Annotated in this window: 20 protein-coding genes; 18 read left to right on the top strand and 2 right to left on the bottom strand. The window is 60.9% G+C overall.

The window, feature by feature from the left end; all coding sequences use genetic code 11:
* The first annotated feature begins 15 nt into the window (after positions 1–15).
* The 3 genes from EKM85_RS04260 to EKM85_RS04270 are packed head-to-tail and all read left to right on the top strand — an operon-like array spanning position 16 to position 3,371.
* Complete coding sequence (locus EKM85_RS04260; protein WP_125585027.1) at positions 16–2,241, top strand: RelA/SpoT family protein; 2,226 nt, start codon at positions 16–18, stop codon at positions 2,239–2,241.
* Between the two features lie 46 nt (positions 2,242–2,287).
* On the top strand, positions 2,288–2,743 hold the full coding sequence (gene dtd, locus EKM85_RS04265; protein ID WP_125585028.1) for a D-aminoacyl-tRNA deacylase: 456 nt from the start codon (positions 2,288–2,290) through the stop codon (positions 2,741–2,743).
* Positions 2,733–3,371 (top strand): HAD family hydrolase, encoded by a 639-nt coding sequence (locus EKM85_RS04270; protein ID WP_125585029.1) that lies wholly within the window; start codon positions 2,733–2,735, stop codon positions 3,369–3,371. Before dtd ends, EKM85_RS04270 begins: the two co-directional genes overlap by 11 nt.
* Before the next feature lie 125 nt (positions 3,372–3,496).
* On the opposite strand, the gene EKM85_RS04275 is transcribed toward EKM85_RS04270, so the two are convergent.
* The gene (locus EKM85_RS04275; RefSeq protein ID WP_125585030.1) at positions 3,497–4,822 is read right to left on the bottom strand and encodes an N-acetylmuramoyl-L-alanine amidase; all 1,326 of its coding nucleotides are present in this window, start codon (positions 4,820–4,822) and stop codon (positions 3,497–3,499) included.
* 340 nt (positions 4,823–5,162) lie between these two features.
* On the opposite strand from EKM85_RS04275, the gene hisS reads away from it, so the two are divergent.
* The 6 genes from hisS to EKM85_RS04305 all read left to right on the top strand — a co-directional run bounded on the left by hisS (position 5,163) and on the right by EKM85_RS04305 (position 11,408).
* On the top strand, positions 5,163–6,449 hold the full coding sequence (gene hisS, locus EKM85_RS04280; RefSeq protein ID WP_125585031.1) for a histidine--tRNA ligase: 1,287 nt from the start codon (positions 5,163–5,165) through the stop codon (positions 6,447–6,449).
* Positions 6,442–8,247 (top strand): aspartate--tRNA ligase, encoded by a 1,806-nt coding sequence (gene aspS, locus EKM85_RS04285; protein ID WP_125585032.1) that lies wholly within the window; start codon positions 6,442–6,444, stop codon positions 8,245–8,247. The genes hisS and aspS overlap by 8 nt, the downstream gene beginning before the upstream one ends.
* 212 nt (positions 8,248–8,459) lie before the next feature.
* The gene (msrB, locus tag EKM85_RS04290) at positions 8,460–8,897 is read left to right on the top strand and encodes a peptide-methionine (R)-S-oxide reductase MsrB (RefSeq protein ID WP_125585033.1); all 438 of its coding nucleotides are present in this window, start codon (positions 8,460–8,462) and stop codon (positions 8,895–8,897) included.
* A gap of 1 nt (position 8,898) precedes the next feature.
* On the top strand, positions 8,899–9,420 hold the full coding sequence (msrA, locus tag EKM85_RS04295; RefSeq protein WP_125585034.1) for a peptide-methionine (S)-S-oxide reductase MsrA: 522 nt from the start codon (positions 8,899–8,901) through the stop codon (positions 9,418–9,420).
* A 123-nt stretch (positions 9,421–9,543) separates the two neighbouring features.
* Positions 9,544–10,464, top strand: coding sequence for a YitT family protein (locus EKM85_RS04300; protein WP_125585035.1), 921 nt, complete (start codon positions 9,544–9,546; stop codon positions 10,462–10,464).
* 41 nt (positions 10,465–10,505) lie between these two features.
* Positions 10,506–11,408, top strand: a complete 903-nt coding sequence (locus tag EKM85_RS04305) for a deoxyribonuclease IV (protein ID WP_125585036.1) — start codon at positions 10,506–10,508, stop codon at positions 11,406–11,408.
* Between the two features lie 103 nt (positions 11,409–11,511).
* Here the strand turns inward: EKM85_RS04305 and EKM85_RS04310 are convergent, their stop codons facing one another.
* Positions 11,512–12,345: a pyruvate, water dikinase regulatory protein gene (locus EKM85_RS04310; protein ID WP_125585037.1), complete on the bottom strand. Its 834-nt coding sequence runs from the start codon at positions 12,343–12,345 to the stop codon at positions 11,512–11,514.
* Between the two features lie 210 nt (positions 12,346–12,555).
* Here EKM85_RS04310 and rpsU point away from each other — a divergent pair, with 210 nt between their 5' ends.
* From rpsU to recO, 9 genes are all read left to right on the top strand, one after another.
* On the top strand, positions 12,556–12,732 hold the full coding sequence (gene rpsU, locus EKM85_RS04315; RefSeq protein ID WP_054661478.1) for a 30S ribosomal protein S21: 177 nt from the start codon (positions 12,556–12,558) through the stop codon (positions 12,730–12,732).
* A 106-nt stretch (positions 12,733–12,838) separates the two neighbouring features.
* Positions 12,839–13,282, top strand: coding sequence for a GatB/YqeY domain-containing protein (locus tag EKM85_RS04320; RefSeq protein WP_125585038.1), 444 nt, complete (start codon positions 12,839–12,841; stop codon positions 13,280–13,282).
* Between the two features lie 85 nt (positions 13,283–13,367).
* Complete coding sequence (locus EKM85_RS04325) at positions 13,368–14,336, top strand: PhoH family protein (RefSeq protein ID WP_125585039.1); 969 nt, start codon at positions 13,368–13,370, stop codon at positions 14,334–14,336.
* A 16-nt stretch (positions 14,337–14,352) separates the two neighbouring features.
* A complete protein-coding gene (locus EKM85_RS04330) occupies positions 14,353–16,503 on the top strand; it encodes an HD family phosphohydrolase (RefSeq protein WP_164510659.1) in 2,151 nt (716 codons plus the stop codon).
* Complete coding sequence (gene ybeY, locus EKM85_RS04335) at positions 16,503–16,964, top strand: rRNA maturation RNase YbeY (RefSeq protein WP_125585041.1); 462 nt, start codon at positions 16,503–16,505, stop codon at positions 16,962–16,964. The genes EKM85_RS04330 and ybeY overlap by 1 nt, the downstream gene beginning before the upstream one ends.
* Positions 16,948–17,349, top strand: coding sequence for a diacylglycerol kinase family protein (locus tag EKM85_RS04340; RefSeq protein WP_125585042.1), 402 nt, complete (start codon positions 16,948–16,950; stop codon positions 17,347–17,349). Before ybeY ends, EKM85_RS04340 begins: the two co-directional genes overlap by 17 nt.
* Before the next feature lie 12 nt (positions 17,350–17,361).
* Positions 17,362–17,751 carry a cytidine deaminase gene (locus EKM85_RS04345; RefSeq protein WP_125585043.1) on the top strand — a complete coding sequence of 130 codons (390 nt, stop codon included), beginning with the start codon at positions 17,362–17,364 and terminating at the stop codon, positions 17,749–17,751.
* Positions 17,748–18,647: a GTPase Era gene (gene era, locus EKM85_RS04350; RefSeq protein WP_125585044.1), complete on the top strand. Its 900-nt coding sequence runs from the start codon at positions 17,748–17,750 to the stop codon at positions 18,645–18,647. Before EKM85_RS04345 ends, era begins: the two co-directional genes overlap by 4 nt.
* Positions 18,647–19,420 carry a DNA repair protein RecO gene (recO, locus tag EKM85_RS04355; protein WP_125585045.1) on the top strand — a complete coding sequence of 258 codons (774 nt, stop codon included), beginning with the start codon at positions 18,647–18,649 and terminating at the stop codon, positions 19,418–19,420. Before era ends, recO begins: the two co-directional genes overlap by 1 nt.
* Positions 19,421–19,428: the final 8 nt, after the last annotated feature.

Here is a 19,428-nt window from a genome sequence, read left to right on the forward strand (position 1 = left end):
AGAAAGGGGACCATCATGGCAGAAGAACCAGAATTGACGCAGGATCAAGTCATGGCGATGTGCGCCAAGTACATGAATGACGAACACCTAGCGTTTGTGAAGAAGGCCTATGATTTTGCGGCGTACGTGCACAAGGACCAGCGCCGCAAGTCGGGGGAGCCTTACATTATCCATCCCATTCAGGTGGCCGGGATCTTAGCCGACCTGAAAATGGACCCGATCACGGTGGCGTCGGGTTACCTGCACGACGTGGTGGAAGACACCAACATCACTTTGGGCGACATTCAGGAAGTGTTCGGCCAGGAAACGGCGGTCATTGTCGACGGCCTGACCAAGCTGAGCAAAGTGACCTATGTGGCCCACAAGGATGAGCTGGCCGAGAACCACCGCAAAATGTTGCTGGCGATGGCCAAGGACATGCGAGTGATCCTGGTCAAGCTGGCCGACCGGCTCCACAACATGCGCACGCTGATGCACCTGCGTCCGGACAAGCAGCGCCGCATCGCCAACGAAACGCTGGAGATCTACGCCCCGCTCGCCGACCGGCTGGGCATCAGCACCATCAAGTGGGAGCTGGAGGACCTCAGTCTGCGCTACCTCAACCCGCAGCAGTACTACCGCATCGCCCAGCTGATGAAGTCTAAGCGCACCGAGCGCGAGGAATACATCGCCAAGGCCATTGTCGACATCAAAAAGGCGCTGGCCGACCTGAACATGAAGTACGAGATCTACGGCCGGCCGAAGCACATCTACTCGATCTATAAGAAGATGCGAGACAAGCACAAGCAGTTCGACGAGCTTTACGATCTGCTTGCGGTGCGGGTGATCACCCAAAACATCAAGGACTGCTACGCCGTGCTCGGCGTGATCCACACCCAGTGGAAACCGATGCCCGGCCGGTTCAAGGACTACATTGCCATGCCTAAGGCCAACGGCTACCAGAGTCTGCACACGACCGTGATCGGGCCGATGGGCAAGCCGCTGGAGGTGCAGATCCGCACCGAGGAGATGCACCACATCGCCGAATTCGGGGTCGCGGCGCACTGGGCGTACAAGGAAGGCCAGACCACGGAGGTCCAGTACGACAAGGCGGGCAAGCAGATCGACATGTTCCGCGAGATCCTGGAGATCCAAGACGAGACCAACGACGCGCACGACTTCATGGACAGCGTGAAGGGCGACATTTTCACCGACCGGGTCTACGTCTTCACGCCGCAGGGGGATGTTTACGAGTTGCCGAAGGGGTCGGTGCCGCTGGACTTTGCCTACATGGTCCACACCGAAGTCGGTAACCACAGTGTCGGCGCCAAGATCAACGGCAAGATCGTGCCCCTGAACTACCAGCTGAAAAACGGCGACATTGTGGAGATGCTGACCAACAGCAGCTCCAAGCCCAGCCGCGACTGGGTCAATATCGCCTTCACCTCGCGCGCCCGCAACAAGATCCGCCGCTACTTCAAGCAGGCGGACAAGGGGGAAAACTCCGAAAAAGGGCGCACTGAGCTTGAGCAGACCCTGACGGAAATGGGTTTTGCGCCGAAGGACTTCATGGGCCAAAAGCGGGACATGACCGATCTGCTGAAGCGGCTGAACTTCAGCACCGAAAGCGAGCTGCTCTCGGCGATCGGCTACGGTGAGTATTCGGCCAAGGTGATCGCCAACCGCCTGACGGACCGGGTGCGGCGCGAGAAGGCGGATGCGGACAAGAAGGCCAAGGAAGACGCCATTTTGGCTAATAACCAAAAGGTCACGACCATGTCCAAGGAGAAAAAGCCGGTCTCCCGCACCGAAGAGGGCGTGGTCATTGAAGGCGTTGACAACTTGCTTGTCCACCTGGCGAAGTGCTGCAGTCCCGTGCCGGGTGACCCGATCGTCGGCTACGTCACCAAGGGCCGCGGCGTCACGATCCACCGCACGGATTGCCCGAACGTCGCCAGCACGCCGGAAATGGCCGGTCGCCTGATCGACGTCCGCTGGCAGAACATGAACGACCAAAGCCAGCTGTTCGACACGGAGCTTGAGATTTACGGGTACAACCGCAACGGCCTCTTGAACGAGGTCCTGCAGACCCTGAACTCGCAGACCAAGAACCTGACGAACGTTAACGGCCGGGTCGATCACGACAAGATGGCCGACATTCACGTCACCGTCGGTATCCCGAACCTCGGGGCGCTATTGCACATGATGGATGCCATCAAGAACATTCCGGATATTTACGAAGTGAAGCGGGCGCAAGGCTAGGCGCAAAGCAGGCCACGCGCCTGCTTTTTGATGAGGAGGAGCCGGCATGAGAGCAGTACTGCAGCGCGTGAGTCAAGCCAGCGTGACGATCGAAGGGCGAACGACCGGACAGATTCAGCAGGGCTTTTTGATCCTGCTGGGGGTGGGGCCGCAGGATACGCCGGCTGACGTCGACTGGCTGGTGAACAAGATCAGCAAGCTGCGCGTCTTCAGCGATGAACAGGGCAAGATGAACCTGGCGCTGGCCGCGGTCGGCGGCGCCGTGCTGGTGGTGTCCCAGTTCACGCTATACGCTGACGTGCGCCGCGGCAACCGGCCCAGTTTCACGGCTGCGGCCGCCCCGGCCCTTGGGCAGCGGCTTTACGAGGCGTTTTTGACCAAGTTTGAGGCCACCGGGATCCCGGTGGCGCACGGCGAATTTGGCGCGGATATGCAAGTGGCCCTGACCAACGACGGGCCAGTCACGATACTATTGGACACGGAGGAAACACATGCTGGTTAATGCAATTTGGGATTTGGATGGGACCTTGTTTGACACGTACCCGGAAATGCTGCGGGCGCTGGTCAAGACCCTGCACTACTTCGGGCAGGCAGACGTCGATCAGGCGGCACTGCTGAAAACCGTCAAGCGCGGCTCCATCACGGAAACGCTGACGACGCTTGCGCCGACTTTGGGCGCAAAGCCGGCCGAAGTCTTGACTCACTTCCACATGCTGGAGCGCAGCCAGGTCATGATCGCCCAGCCTTACCCGGAGGTGCCGGGGGTGCTGCGCGCGATCCGCGATGCCGGGGGCATCAACCTGCTGATGACGCACCGGGACAAGTCGGCCTGGGCGCTGCTGCGGCAGGCCGGACTCAAGGACCTGTTTTTGGACGGGGTCACCTCAGATCTGGGCCTACCGCGCAAACCCGCGCCTGACGCCGTGGCCTACCTGGTGAAGGGCCATCAGCTGAACCCGGCGGTCACCGCCATGATCGGCGACCGCAAGCTGGATGTCATCGCCGGGCAAAACGCCGGGGTCAAGGGTGTGTACTTCAACGTTGACGGCCTGAACGACGCGCCGATGGCGGACCTTCAGGTGGACCATCTGGTGGATCTGCTGCCGGCGTTCAACGCGGCGCAACCGTAAAACGCGGGTGGCGATCCCCGCAAGCAGATCGCCAGCTTTGGCACGTCAAAACGCCCAGGCACCGCGGTTCAACGAACCGCAGTGTCTGGGCGTTTTTTGGTACGCGATGATTGATGGTTTCAGTGCTACTGATGATTGCCGGCCTTGAAGTAGCTGGTCAGGCCCGTGACCACGTCCTGGGCGACCTTTTGCTGGTAGCCGGCGCTTGCGATGTGCTTGAAGTCCTTATTGGTGTTAATGTAGCCCATTTCAAGCAGGACCGCCGGCTGGGTGTTGTTGCGGATCACTTCGAAGTTGCCAAACTGGACGCCGCGGTTGGGCAGCGTGAGGTTGCCTGCAAAGGCGTGGTTCAGGTGTTTGGCCAGCTGCATGTCCTTTTTGGCGTTGTAGTAGTAGGTGGTAAAGCCCGAGGCCTCGTTGGCGTTGGCGCTGGAGTCAAAGTGCAGGGAGATGAAGGCGTCCGCGTGCGCTTTTTCCGCCACGACCGGGCGCGGAGCCAGGTCGACGAACGTGTCGCTGGTGCGGGTGTAAATGACGTTGGCGCCCTGGGCGCGAAGCGCGGCCCCAACGGCCTCGGCCATCTTCAGGGTGTAGGTCTTCTCGTACTGGCCGCTGGTCGCCATGGCCCCGGAATCGCTGCCGCCGTGACCCGGATCAAGCACGATCGTCGCTTCCGCCAGGTTGGTCGCCGCTTTTGCGGTCTTGCTGCCCGGCGTGGTGACGGTCCAGGACGCCAGGTAGCCGGTTTTGCCGCTGGCGGTTTGCACCTTGTACCACTCACTGGACTGATCCAGCACCGTCACGGTGGTGCCCTTCGGCAGCTGGGTGACCACCGGTGCGTTTAACCCGGCTGCCGAGCGCAGATTGACGCTGATGTTGGTGGTCGCTTTGATGGCGCTGACGGTCGGCTGCGGCTTAGGACTGGCCGCCTTGGTTTGCTGCGGGGAGGCGAGCGTGACGGTTTTGCCGGTCAGCGCCACCGCCCGGGTGCTGACCCACGCGGCAGTGTTCTTGTAGGCGATCTGCGTCCAGTTGCCTTCCTGGTAGATCACGTCCAGCAGGTCCCCGGCCGCCGCGGTGCCGAGCACCTTTGCGTCGGTCGCAGCGTACTGACGGATGTTCACGCCGGTTTTGACCGTGGCGGTCTTGGCGCTAGTCGTCGTCGCTTCGGTTTGGTCAACCAGCCAGGAGGCGACCCAGCCGATCTTGTTGCCGGCCAGCCGCACCTGATCCCATGCGTTTTCTTGCTTGATCACGGTCAGCTTGGTGCCACGCTGGACCTGGCCCATGAGCCCGAAAGACATCCCCGGGCCCAGCCGGACGTTCAGCACGCTGGCGCGCACGCTGATGGTGTTGCTTGCGGCCAGCACGGAGGTGGTCGCCACCGAAACGCCGATCATCAGCCCGCAGGCAAGCGCCAGCGGCCATCGCTTAAGCTGCTTAATTTTCATCTTGTCATCCCCCACCAGTAAAGTGCCACTAGGCTGATTATACCAAAACTGGTCCGTGAAAACGGTTCGCGATCGGTTTTTTCTGCCCGGACCGTTGACAAGTTACTGAAAACAACGTAGGCTTGACTCAAATACAAAGCGCCAATGAGGAAGCAGGATAGGTCATTGTGAAGCGACCCGGAGATGGTGAAAGCCGGGACCGACCGAAAAGACACTTCTGAGGCTGACGAGCTCCGGTTGCCACCGTTATGGCTGAGTTAAATGCAAGGTGGTACCGTGTCCGCACCCTTCGTCGATGACGAGGGGTGTTTTTTGTTGGCAATGGCACGAGGAGGAAAGCATGAGTTATCAACGTCCTAAAGGCACCGCAGACATACTGCCGGGTCAAAGCGCACTTTGGCAGCACGTCGAAGCGATCGCCAAGCGCATTATGGAAAGTTACCAGTACCGAGAGATCCGCACACCGCTGTTTGAAAACTACGACGTGTTCGCGCGCTCCAGCGGTGAGACCTCAGATGTGGTCTCAAAGGAAATGTACACGTTCGCGGACAAGGGCGGCCGGCAGATGGCCCTGCGGCCGGAGGGCACAGCCGGCGTCGTGCGCGCCTACGTGGAAAATAAGCTGTACGGACCCGATCACGAAAAGCCGTACAAGGTCTACTACATGGGGCCGATGTACCGCTACGAGCGGCCGCAAAGCGGCCGCCAGCGGGAATTCCACCAGATCGGGGTCGAGGCGTTCGGCGTTGATAGTCCGGCGCTGGATGCGGAAGTGATCGCGCTGGCCAAGGATCTGCTCGAGGCGCTGGGGGCCAAGCACCTGAAGTTTGCGATCAATACGCTGGGCGATCCGGCCAGCCGGGCCGCCTATCACCAGGCGCTGGTGGCGTTTCTGACGCCGTTTCAGGCCCAGCTGTCCGCAGATTCCAAGGTGCGCCTGGAGAAAAATCCCCTGCGCATCCTTGACAGCAAGGACAAAGGGGACCAGGCCATTGTGGCCGGCGCGCCGAAGATCCTCGATTACCTGACGCCTGAGGCCACGGCTCACTTTGAGGCCGTGCAGGGCTTCTTGAAGGCGCTGGGGATCCCGTACGAGATCGATGCCGACATGGTGCGCGGCCTGGATTACTACAACCACACGATCTTCGAGGTGATGAGCGACGACGCTGTGTTCGGCGGCGGCTACACCACCGTGCTTGCCGGCGGCCGCTACAACGGGCTGGTCGAGGAGCTCGGCGGCCCGCAGACCCCGGGCGTCGGCTTCGCCATGGGGGTGGAGCGCGCGATGCTGCTGCTGTCCGGGCAGGCGATCGAAACCGCACTGCCGGCGTACATCGTGACCATCGGCGAGGCGGCCCAGGCCGCCGCACTGCGCTTGGCGCACGCGTTGCGGCGGCAAGGCGTTGCGGTCGACATGGACTTTCAGGGCCGCAAACCCAAGGCCCAGTTCAAGTCCGCCAATAAGGCGAACGCCCAACTGGTCATGACCTTGGGTGACAGCGAGCTGGCCAGTGCGACCGTGCAGGTCAAGAACATGCAAACTGGGGTCCAAAAGGAATTCAAGCAGGCGGCAGTGGCCGAAGACTTTCGGGCACTAGCTGCACAATTGGAGGCAGATCATGAGTAAACGCACAATGTATGCCGGGGACGTCACGTTAGCCAACCTCGGCGCAACCGTCACGTTAAAGGGCTGGGTGCAAAAGCGCCGCAGCCTAGGCAACCTGATTTTTATCGACCTGCGCGACCGCGCGGGGATCGTCCAGCTGGTCTTTTCGCAGGAATTCGGGGAGGCGGCGCTGGCCGTGGCGAACGAGGCCCGCTCCGAGTACGTCCTTGAGGTCACCGGGAAGGTTGCCGCGCGCGGCGCTGACGCCATCAACCGCGACATGAAAACCGGCGAGATCGAAGTCGAGATCGCCGCGGCCAAGATCCTGAACAAGGCCCAGACGCCGCCGTTTGATATTGCCGACGGGGTCAACGCGACCGAAGAAACCAAGCTCAAGTACCGCTACCTTGACCTGCGCCGGCCGGAGATGCAAGCGGCCATCATCACGCGCAGCAAGATCCTGGCGGCCGTGCACCACTACTTCGACGAGAACGGGTTCCTCGACATTGAAACGCCGACGCTGACCGCCTCGACCCCGGAAGGCGCGCGGGACTACCTGGTCCCATCCCGGGTCTATCCGGGCAGCTTCTACGCGCTGCCGCAGTCCCCGCAGCTGTTCAAGCAGCTGCTCATGGGCGCCGGCTTTGACCGCTACTACCAAATCGCGCGCTGCTACCGCGACGAGGACCTGCGCGGCGACCGTCAGCCGGAGTTCACGCAGATCGATATGGAGACGAGCTTTCTTGACCAGCAGGAGATCCAAGACCTCACCGAAGGCCTGATCGCCCGCGTCATGAAAGAGGTCAAGGGCATCGACGTCAAGCGGCCGTTTCCGCGGATCCAGTGGCAAGACGCGATGGATCAGTACGGCTCCGACCGGCCGGACCTGCGCTTTGGCATGCTGATCCAGGACGTTTCCGCCATTGTGAAGGATTCCGCGTTCAAGGTGTTCAGCGGCGCCGTCGAACAGGGCGGTCAGGTGCGCGCCATCGTCGTGCCAGGCGGGGCGGAAAAGTACTCCCGCAAGAAGATCGACGAACAGCAGGATTACATCAAGCGGTTTGGCGCCAAGGGGCTTGCCTGGCTGAAGGTCACGGACGACGGCATCGCCGGGCCCATCAGTAAATTCTTTGGCGACGGCCAGCTGCTGACCAAGCCGCTGGGCGCCAAGGCCGGGGACCTGGTCCTCTTCGTTGCCGATCAGGCCAGCGTGGTCGCGGCCAGTCTGGGCTACCTGCGCACGCACTTCGGCCATGACCTTGGCCTCGTTGACGAAGCGCAGTACAACTTCTGCTGGGTCGTCAATTGGCCGCTGTTCGAGTACGACGAAGGGATCCAGCGCTGGGTCCCAGCCCACCACCCGTTCACCATGCCGAACGAGGAAGACGTTCACCTGCTGGACACCGATCCCCACAGCGCCCACGCGCAGTCCTACGACATCATCATGAACGGGGATGAACTGGGCGGCGGCTCGATCCGCATCCACAGCCGGGAGATCCAGGAAAAGATGCTGAAGGCGCTGGGCTTCACCCCAGAGCGGGCGCAAAAGTCCTTTGGCTTCCTGCTCGACGCGTTGACGTACGGCTTCCCGCCGCACGGTGGCCTGGCGATCGGACTGGATCGCTTTGCGATGCTGCTGCTGGGCCGCGATAATATTCGCGACGTCATTGCCTTCCCGAAGAACTCCAAGGCCTCCGAGCCGATGACCAGTGCGCCAACCCCGGTGGCCGACGCGCAGCTGGCAGATCTTGGCATCGAGGTCCGGGCCAACGTCGACCCTGACGCCGCCCATGCCGGGGACAACGAGTTAACTGAATAACTGCCGGGCGGCTAAGAACTAAACCGCGAGCCCCGGCGCCGCCCCCGCACCATGATTCGTTCCATGAATCATCGTGCAGGGGCGTTTTTGTTGCTGGTGTTGCAACACGCAGGCCAATGCGCAGCGACGCTGACCCGTTTTTTACCGGGACGACAATAAGATTGCTGGCAATCTAAAGCCAATCTCGTTATACTGGGAGCGAGGTGATGAGCATGGAAAAAGACTTGAATGAACTGCGTAAGAAATTAACCCCGCAGCAGTTTGACGTCACGCAACAGGCCGGCACTGAGCGGCCATTTAGCAGTGAGTACGACGATTTTTACCAGCCCGGGATCTACGTCGATGTCGTGTCCGGGGAGCCGCTGTTTTCCTCCCAGGACAAGTACGATGCGGGCTGCGGCTGGCCGTCCTTCACCAAACCGCTCGCTAAGCTGACCGAAAAGCGGGACACCCGGCTGTTCATGGAACGCGTCGAGGTGCGCAGCAAGCAGGCGGATTCCCACCTGGGCCACGTCTTCACCGACGGGCCGCAGGATAAAGGCGGACTGCGATACTGCATCAATGGGGCCGCACTGCGGTTTGTGCCACTAGCCGAACTGGATGCACAGGGGTACGGGCAGTACAAGCAGTTGTTTGAGGAGGCGCAGTAACATGGCAGAAGAAACCGCAATTTTTGCCGGCGGGTGTTTCTGGTGCATGGTGCACCCATTTGATACCCAGCCGGGGATCAACGCTGTGATTTCCGGCTACACCGGCGGCCATGTGCCGAATCCCACCTACGAGCAGGTGGCAAGTCATACCACCGGCCACACCGAGGCCGTGGAGATCAAGTTTGATCCGGCCGTGATCTCCTACGCCCAGCTGGTCGAGATCTACTGGCAGCAGACGGACCCCACCGACGCGATGGGCCAGTTTCAGGACCGCGGCGATTCCTACCGCCCGGTGATCTTTTACCACACGCCTGAGCAAAAGGCCATTGCCGAGGCCTCAAAAGCCAAGCTGGCGGCCAGCGGCAAGTTCACGGACCCCATCGTGACCACGATTGAGCCGGCCCAGCCGTTCTACCCAGCCGAGGAGTACCACCAGGATTTCTACAAGAAAAACCCGTGGCGTTACGCGCTCGAAGAACAAGGCGGCCGTGACCAGTTCAAAGCGGCCCACTGGCAGCATTAGCGAACCGGTCTCCCAAAGCACTTTGGGCGGCCGGGTTTGGCGCGCCTGAAAGCAAGCACCGCGCGAAGCCAGGCCCTTGCCTGTGGTATACTGATGGTACCAATTTTCGGGAAAGGGATCCTTATGCAAGAAATCGACCGACTGATCCGCCGCCACCAAAACTGGAGCCGCCTGACCGCTGCGTTCTTTTACAGTATCTGCGTGGCGCTGGCTTTAAATATGTTCTGGGAACCAGGCGGGGTCTTTGCCAGCGGGGTGACCGGGGCGGCGCAGCTGCTCGCCACGGTGGTGCGCAAGTGGTTCAACGTCTCGTTTGGCACGCCGTTTGGGCCGATGGCCACCACGGACCTGTTTTCAACCGGGACGCTGCTGTTTCTGCTGAACGTGCCGCTTTTTGTTGTGGCCTGGAAGCAGATCGGCCACCGCTTCACGATGTTCACGTTCCTGGCCGTGATTTTCTCGACCGTCATGATCCGGCTGCTCGGCGTCGTCAAGCCCTTGACCACCGATCCCATCGTCTGTGCGATTTTCGGGGCGGTGATCAACGGCCTGGGGACCGGGTTTGCCCTCCGCAACAACATCTCGACCGGGGGCCTGGACATCGTCGGCATCGTTTGGCGCAAGAAGACCGGCGCTACGATCGGCTCGGTCAACATCGCGATCAACATCGTGATCATCTTCCTGGCGGGCTTTGTTAACGACTGGCCGCACGCATTGTACTCGGCGCTGGCCATCTTCATCAACGGCCGGGTGATGGACGCGATGTACACGCGGCAGCAGCGCCTGCAGGTCATGATCGTGACGGACCAGCAAAAGGCGGTCGTCAACGAGATCCAGAACACGCTGCGGCGGGGGATCACCATCGTGCACGACGCGGAAGGGGCTTTTCACCACGAGGAGAAAACGATCCTCTTTACCATCATCACCCGCGCCGAGATCTACGACCTGGAGGACGCGATGCGGCGCAGTGACCCTTACGCGTTCGTTTCCATCACGCAGTCCGTCAAGATCATGGGCCACTTTTACGAACCGAAAACAGATTAACCCGGGCCGCCTGGGTGCGGCCCTTTAAGGAGGACTTCGGGATGCTGATCGGGGCTAACGTTTCAATGAAGGGCCAAGGAATGTTCGTCGGGGCGGTGGCGGAGGCGCAAAGCTACGGCGCAACTTCCTTGCAGTTTTACACCGGGGCGCCGCAAAACACCCGGCGCAAGGCCATCTCCGCAATGCGCATTCCGGAAGGCTTGGCCGCGATGCAGGCGGCGGGCCTGTCGCACTTGGTCATTCACGCCCCGTACATCGTGAATCTGGGCAACACGGTGAAGCCGGAAAATTATCCCTTTGCCGTTCAGTTCATGAAGGAAGAAGTCGCCCGGGCCGAGGCCCTGCACGCATTTGCCATGCCGTTTCACCCCGGGGCGCACGTCGGGGCCGGGCCGGCGGCGGCCGTCGCCCAGATCGCCAGAGGCCTCAATGAGATCATCACGGCAGACCAGCACGTGCTGATCGCCTTAGAGACCATGGCGGGCAAGGGCACCGAGGTCGGGCGCACGTTCGAGGAGCTGGCGGCGATCATTGCGCGGATCGACCAGCCGGATAAGGTGGCCGTCACCATGGACACCTGTCACATGAGCGACGCGGGCTACAACGTGAAGGAAGATTTTGATGGGGTGCTTAACGAATTCGATCACGTGGTCGGGCTGGATAAGCTCGCGGTGGTCCACGTCAATGACTCAAAAAATCCGCAGGGGGCGCACAAGGACCGCCACCAAAACATCGGCTTTGGGACGCTGGGCTTTGACTGCTTGAATGCCATCGTGCACCATCCTCAGCTGGCAGGGGTGCCCAAGATCTTGGAGACGCCATACGTGGGGCCGGACAAGGCCCACCTGGTGCCCCCGTACGGTGTGGAGATCGGCTGGCTGAAGCGGCAGCAGTTTGCGCCTGAGGAGCTGGTTGCCCTCGGCGCGGCCCCGCTGGGTGAATAAGGCCAATCAAAAACGGCAGGGACTATTCCCTGCCGCTTTTGATTAGGGGGTAGCGGGCTGCCGGCGGCTGCTTGCGCCATGCCGCCTGATGGAAGGGGGCGGGTTACTGCTTGGCGGCGTCGTCGACTTCATCAAGCCCCATGTGCTCGAGGATCAGCATGGCAGTTTCTTCGATGGACCGGTGCGCCGTGTTGATCACCATGCACCCGAGTTTTTGGTACAGATCATCGGCGAACTTGAGCTCCTCGTTGACTTGATCGCGGGCCGAGTAGGCGGTGTCGGGGTTAAGGCCATACGCGATCATGCGCTGGCGCCGAAATTCCATGAGGACGGAGGCGTCGGTCGTCAGGCCAACGATCTTCTTTTGGTCGACCTTCCAGATCTCTTCCGGAATGTGGGCGTTGGGCACGAGCGGCAGGTTTGCGACCTTGAAGTTGCGGTTGGCGAGGAACAGTGACAGCGGTGTCTTACTGGTCCGGGAGACCCCGAGCAGGACGATGTCCGCCTCCAGAAAGCCCTTCGGATCCTTGCCGTCGTCGTACATCACGGCGAATTCCATGGCAGAGATGCGGTCAAAGTACTTCTCGTCTAGGTCATGCACGGCCCCGGCCACTCCGCTGGGCTGGTCGCCGGTCTCGCTCTTCACCGCGCTAAGGATCGGGGTCATGACGTCGATGAAGGGCAGGGCGATCTGCTTGGCGTAGTCCCTGCCGATCTGCGCGAGGCCAGGGGTGACCAGCGTCGCGATGACGACGGCGCGGGTGTCGCCCTTGGCCGTGTCGAGGGTCTCCAGCAGTTTTTTCTGCTCGTGGACGAAGGGGAACCTGAGGTAGTGCGCGCTTTGGGTGGCGAACTGGGCGGCCACCGCCTGGGCCAGTTTCAGCCCGGTTTCGCCAACCGAATCGGAAATGATGTAGTAGTTCGTTTCTTCTTCCAAGATGATCCCGTCCTTTGTGATTGATACCGTTATCATACCATAATCGGACAGTTCACAGCGGCACCGGCCATTTTGGTGAGAGAATTTGCAAAATAAATCACAGAATTGGCAGTTGCCGTATTGACGCGTTTTTTGATGTTCGATATAATAGTTGAGAACTAGCGATGCAACAATCAATGGTTACGCAAGTGTCGGAGGGAGGGATATCATATGGCAAAGACAGTCGTTAAGAAAAACGAATCTCTCGATGATGCTCTTCGGCGCTTCAAGCGCACCGTATCCAAGTCAGGTACATTAGCCGAATACCGCAAGCGGGAATTCTACGAAAAGCCAAGTGTCAAGCGGAAGCTTAAGTCCGAAGCTGCACGCAAGCGCAAGAAGTTCTAATTGTTCGCGAAACGCGCGCCGAATGTGGTGCGCGTTTTTTGTTTTGCGGCGACCCGGCCGCCATTGAGGCAGGCGAGGCGGTGCAAGTGAGGAAAGGAAGTTCATCATGGCAGTACTGGATCAATTGAACGAGCAAATGAAGGCCGCAATGAAGGCCAGGGACAAGGCGACCTTGAGCACGGTGCGGATGCTGAAGTCCGCCCTGCAAAACAAGCAGATCGAACTGGGTCACCCTTTGACCGAAGCGGAAGAGCAAAGTGTGCTGACCTCTGAGATGAAGCAGCGCAAGGAAAGCTTGAGCGAGTTTGAAAAGGCCGGGCGCGAGGATCTGGTGACCCCGCTGAAGGCGGAGATCAAGATCGTGGCGGCCTACCTGCCGGCCCAGCTCGATGAGGCGGCGGTGGCCAAGCTGGTCGATGAGACCATCAAGGAGACCGGGGCCACGAGCAAGGCCGATTTTGGCAAGGTCATGAAGACCCTGATGCCCAAGGTCAAGGGTCAGGCCGATGGTGGTCTGGTCAACCAGTTGGTCAAGGCCAAACTTCAATAATTCGCTTGCTTCTGGATCGCCGCGCCGCACTGTGACGCGGCTTTTTTATGGTAAAATGAAGAAAACCTAGCAAGGAGGCGGCTTCTTGGCAGAAGAATCCGTAGAGAAGACCCTGACGCTCAGCAGCACGGATCAGGCAATCGCGCTGTCGGGCGTTAACGATGAGAATTTTACGTTGATCGAAGAGGCGCTGGACGTGTTGATCGCGCCGTTTGGAGACACGCTAAAGATCACGGGGACCCCCAAGGCCACCAGCCTGGCTTACCAGCTGATCCAGCAACTGTTGACGCTATTGAGCCGGGGCATTGCGATCGCCCCGCAGGACGTCGTGTCCGGCGTCAACATGGCGCAGCGCGGCACCCTGGAATACTTTGCCGACATGTACTCAGAGACTTTGCTCCGCGACGCCAAGGGGGCCCCGATCCGGGTCAAGAACTTTGGCCAGCGGCAGTACGTGCAATCGATCAAGCACAACGACATCACCTTCGGTATCGGCCCGGCCGGCACTGGGAAGACCTACCTGGCCGTCGTCATGGCGGTGGCCGCGATGAAGGCCGGCGAGGTCGAAAAGCTGATCCTCACGCGGCCTGCGGTGGAAGCGGGCGAGAATCTGGGCTTTTTGCCCGGCGACCTCAAGGAGAAAGTTGATCCGTACCTGCGGCCGATCTACGACGCGCTGTACGCCGTGCTCGGCACCGACCACACAAACCGGTTGATGGACCGGGGCGTGATCGAGATCGCGCCGCTGGCCTACATGCGCGGGCGAACGCTGGATAACGCGTTTGCGATCCTCGATGAGGCGCAAAACACGACGCAGGCGCAGATGAAGATGTTCCTGACGCGGCTCGGCTTTTCGTCCCGCATGATCGTCAATGGGGACATCACGCAGATCGACCTGCCAAACCACCAAAGCAGCGGGCTGATCCAGGCCCAGCGGATCTTGAAGGATATTGACCACATCGGCTTTGCCACGTTCTCGGCGAGCGATGTGGTCCGGCACCCAGTCGTTGCCAAGATCATTGAGGCGTACGGTCAGGCGGACCAACCTCAGTGATCAGCAAGGAGAGGCAATGCGAAAATCAGCCCAACTGAGCAAAAGCGCGGTCCTGATCACGGCCTGTTTTACGGTGCTGCTCGTGGCCGCCATCGCGTGGATCACGCTGCCCGATCCCGTGGCCGTGAAGCTCAACCGCCCGGCCTCGCAGACGATCATCGCCACGCAAACGGTGCAGGACGAGGCGGCCACCCGGCAGGCGAAAAAGGCGGCCGAAAATGCCGTCGCGCCGGTTTACAGCTACGATGCGTCGGTCGGCTCCAAGCAGCAGGACCTGCTCAACCAGCTGCAGAAAGCCTTGACCACCACCGAAACCACCCAGACCTCAGCGGCCCAAAAGAAGTACCGCGCGGCCTCGGCCGAAAGTGCCAGTGCCACGTATCAACGGCCCTCGGTCAGCGACTTGACGGCGGCGTTTCGGACGGCCAACCCCAAGGCGGAGAATCCCTTTTTCTACCAGTTTAACGATCATTTCTACCGGGCCGCCTTCGCCCTGACCTCCAAGCAGCGCGCAGCCGTGTTTGACACGGTCGCCTCGGCCGTGGCCACGCAGCTCAAGGAAAAGCTGACCGCGTCCGACCTGGCCGCGGCGCAAAAGGCCGCCACGGCTGACCTGTCGATCAGTGATCTCAGCACCGCCCAGCGGCGGATGGGGACCACCTTGATCCAGCAAGCCATCATTCCCAATCAGATGATCAACCAGGCGCAGACCAAGCTCAAGCGGGCCCAGGCCCAAGTCGCGGTGGATCCGGTCGAGATCGTTTCCGGCCAGGTGATCGTGCAACAGGGCCAGATCGTGGACGCCCCGATCATGCACCAGCTGAACGTGCTGGGGCTGACGCAGCGGCGCGCGCCGTGGGCGTTGTTTGGTTTGCTGCTGCTGGTGGTGGTCCAGGCCGTGGCGCTGTTGACGTTGCTGCGCCAAGAAGCCGCGGCCGCGCAGCGCAAGGACAGCCTGCTTTACAGCGCGCTGATGCTGATCACCGTGCTCGTGATGCTGGGGCTGCGGTTTGTGGCCACCACTGCCGGCGCTAATCTGGCGATGCTGCTGCCAGCGGCGTTCATGCCGCTGTTGCTCCATAATTTCAGCGGGCGCCGGTTTGGGTTGCTGGCCGCCTTGATGCAGACCTTCTTGGCCTTCTTTGTGTTCTATTCCACCACGGGGACGCTGTTCACTGCGGCCACGGCGATCAGCTACCTGACGTCGGGCGTGCTAGCGGACATGGTGGCGCATAAGCGGCTCACGGCCGAAGCACGGCTGGTCGCGTTTTGGGTCCTGGGGGTCAACTTGCTGCTGACGCTCAGTACGATGCTGCTGCAAGGGGCCCGGTTCACGGCGCTGGCGACCTGGCAGACGCTTGGCTTTGTCGTCGTGGGGCAGCTGCTGGGGTACCTCTTGGCCCTGGGGGCGACCCCGTACCTGGAGATGATCCTGCAGGACGATTCGGTCCTGAAGCTCAACAAGCTGAGCGACCCGAACGATCCGCTGCTCCGGGAGCTGATGGCCAAAGCGCCTGGCACTTACCACCACAGCATGATGGTGGCCAGCCTGGCCAGCAACGCGGTGGCGGCGATCGGCGGGCGGTCAACGCTGACTCGGGTGGCCTGTTATTACCACGACGTCGGCAAGCTCAAGCGGCCGCTGTACTTCACGGAGAACCAGCCTGCGGGTTTTGACTCGCCGCACAACCACCTGACGGCTGCGCAGTCCGCGGAGATCATCTTTGCGCACGTGACGGACGGGGTCGCCATGCTCAAGGCGCGGCATATGCCCAAGTTCATCATCGACATTGCCCAGCAGCACCACGGCACGACGTTGATGAAGTATTTCTACATTGAGGCCAAAAAGGCGGACCCCAGCACCCCAGAGGCGGCCTACCGCTACGATGGCCCCAAGCCGCAGACCCTGGAAGCGGCCGTGGTCAACCTAGCGGACACCTGTGAGGCCGCGGTCCGGTCGATGAAGCATCCGACCCAGGAGACGATCGCCGCGTTCGTCACGCGGATCACCAACGAACGCCTGGCGGACGGCCAGTTCGACGAGGCGCCCATCACGGTCCAGCAGCTGCGCCGCGTGGGCGACTCGCTGGTGAGCGGCCTGACGAGCACCTTTTACACGCGGATCGAGTACCCAAAAGACACTGCACCAGCTAAAGGAGAAGCATAATGGACTTGGAATTTTACGATGATGATCACCGCTTAGACGAGGCACACGCCAAGCTTGCCAAGGACCTGGTTGAATTTGCCGGCAAGGAGTTGAACAAGGCCGCGGACACCGAAATGTCGATCACGATCGTTTCCGATGAGGAGATTCACCGGATCAACAAGCAGTACCGCGATACGGACCGGGTGACCGACGTCATCTCGTTTGCCATCGAAGACGGCGAGCAAGAGACGCTGATTGGCTTTCCTGACATGCCCGAAAACATCGGCGATTTGTTCATCGATCCCGACCAGGTGGCGCGGCAGGCCAAGGACTTCGGCCACTCGTTTGAACGCGAGCTCGGCTACACCGTGGTACACGGGTTCTTGCACCTGAACGGCTACGATCACATCAAGCCGGAAGACGAAGCGGTCATGATCCCGCTGCAAGAAAAGATCCTCGACGCTTATGGCCTCACCAGATAAGCAGATCGATAAAAATCACCATTTTGGGCAGTCGCTGAAGCACGCCGCCGCTGGCCTGTTCTGCGTGTTTCTGCGGGAGGGCAACTTCCGCCGCGAAAGTGTGATGGCGCTGCTGGTGTTCATCATGGCCTGGTGGCTGCAGGTCGGCCGCTTTCAGTGGTTCATTCTGATGCTCGCGGTGATGCTGGTGTTTCTCATGGAGCTGTGGAACACGATCATTGAAAACGTCGTGGACCTGGTCGTGGGCCGCCGCTTTGACGTGCGGGCCAAGGCCATCAAGGACATGAGCGCCGGCGCGGTGCTGGTGGCCAGCGGCATCGCGGTGCTCTGCGGTGCCTACGTGTTCATTCCGCCGCTGTGGCACCTGCTGACGCGCTGGTTTTAGGAGGGGATAATCATGGATGAGTTGATCAAGGCCGCGCAAACCGCGCGCGAGCGGGCTTACGTGCCGTATTCCGAGTTCAAGGTCGGGGCCGCGGTGGTCGCCGGCGGTGAGGTGTTCACCGGGTGCAACATCGAAAACGCCAGCTACGGCCTGGCGATGTGTGCAGAGCGCGTCGCCATTTTCAAGGCGGTGGCGGCCGGCCACCTGCGGCTCGATGCGCTGGCCGTGATCGGCGACACCACGGCGCCCATTTCACCCTGCGGCGCGTGCCGTCAGGTGATGGCGGAGTTTTTTGCCGCCGATGCGCCCGTTCTGCTGGGCAACCTGGCAGGCGAGCAGACGAAAACCACGGTGGCGGCGCTGCTGCCTGGTGCTTTTACTAAAGGAGATATGCAGAAATGACTCATCATTCAGGCTTCGTCGCCATTATCGGGCGGCCGAACGTCGGCAAGTCCACATTCATGAACCGGATCCTTGGCGAGAAGATCGCGATCATGTCACCCAAGGCCCAAACCACCCGCAACAAGATCAATGGCATCTATACCACAGACGACGTGCAGATCGTGTTCGTCGACACCCCAGGCATCCACAAGCCCAAGAATCAGCTGGATGATTACATGGATACGGCTGCGCTCTCGACGCTTAACCAAGTGGATGCGGTCCTCTTCATGGTCGCCGCCGACGAGGAGATGGGACCGGGCGATCAGTACATCATCAATCAGCTCAAGCCGGTCGAAAGTCCGGTTTACCTGCTGATCAACAAGATCGACCTGGTTCACCCGGACGACCTGCTGCCGCGCATCAAGCAGTACCAGATGGCGCGCGATTTTACCGGGGTCTTTCCGATTTCCGCGACGATGGGCAACAACGTCGATGAGCTGCTGGCGACGCTGACGCAGGCGCTGCCGGAGGGGCCGCAGTATTATCCGGCCGACCAGCTGACGGATCACCCCGAGTATTTCGTGGTCGGCGAGCTGATCCGGGAGAAGATCCTGGAGCTGACCCGCGACGAAGTGCCGCACTCGGTGGCCGTCGAGGTTGAACGGATGAAGGACCGGGTGAACGGTAAGCTGCAGATCGAGGCCTACATCATTATCGAGCGTGATTCGCAAAAGGGCATCATCATCGGCCGCGGCGGCGCGATGCTCAAGCAGATCGGGATCCGCGCCCGCCGCGACATCGAGGCGCTGCTGGGCGAGCCGGTCAACCTGAAGTTGTGGGTCCGGGTGCAGAAGAACTGGCGGGACAATAACCAGTACCTGCGCAGTCTCGGCTACAACATCAAGGATCTGCGCTAATGGCCCGCCGTGAGGTCCAGTTCAACGGACTGGTGCTTTCGCGGCAGAGCTACCGGGAGGCCGACATGCTGGTCAAAATTGCGACCGACCAGTTTGGCAAGCGGATGTTTCTTCTGCACCGCGCGCGCAAACCCGGTTTTCCGCTGGCCGCTGGCATTCTCCCGTTCACGCAGGGGACTTACGTGGGCACCATCAACCCGAGCGGCCTGTCTTACCTCAATGCGGTGCGCCGCGCTGACCAGTTTCAGCAGATCGCCGGTGACATTACGCTCAACGCCTACGCAACTTATGTGCTTGGCCTGATCGACCTCGCGGTTCCGGACGGCGAACCGCTGGGGGCGTGGTACGATTTTGCGGCCACCAGCTTGCGGTTGATTGACACCGGCCTGGATCCGGCCATCGTGGCGAACATCGCGGAGGTCCAGTTGCTGGGGGCGTTCGGCGTGGCGCCGAATTGGCGCGCCTGCGTGCTCGACGGCCGGACGGACCTGCCGCTTGATTTCTCGGAAAAGTACGGCGGCCTGCTGTGTCAGGCCCACTGGGCCCTGGACGACTACCGCTTCCACGTGCAGCCCAAGGCGTTATTTCTCTTGCGGCGGTTCTCGACGATCGATCTGCACCAGTTGCACTCCATTACGGTGAGCGCACCCACCAAGCGTGAGTTGCGCCGCGTGCTGGACCGGCTCTATCAGGACATGGTGGGCACGGTCCCCAAGGCCAAATCCTTCTTAGACCAAATGCAGCGCTGGCAGGACCGACTGCCCCCACGATAAGGTGCGGA

It is taken from the genome of Lacticaseibacillus jixianensis (assembly GCF_003946485.1).
In the GTDB taxonomy this organism is placed as follows: Bacteria; Bacillota; Bacilli; order Lactobacillales; family Lactobacillaceae; genus Lacticaseibacillus; species Lacticaseibacillus jixianensis.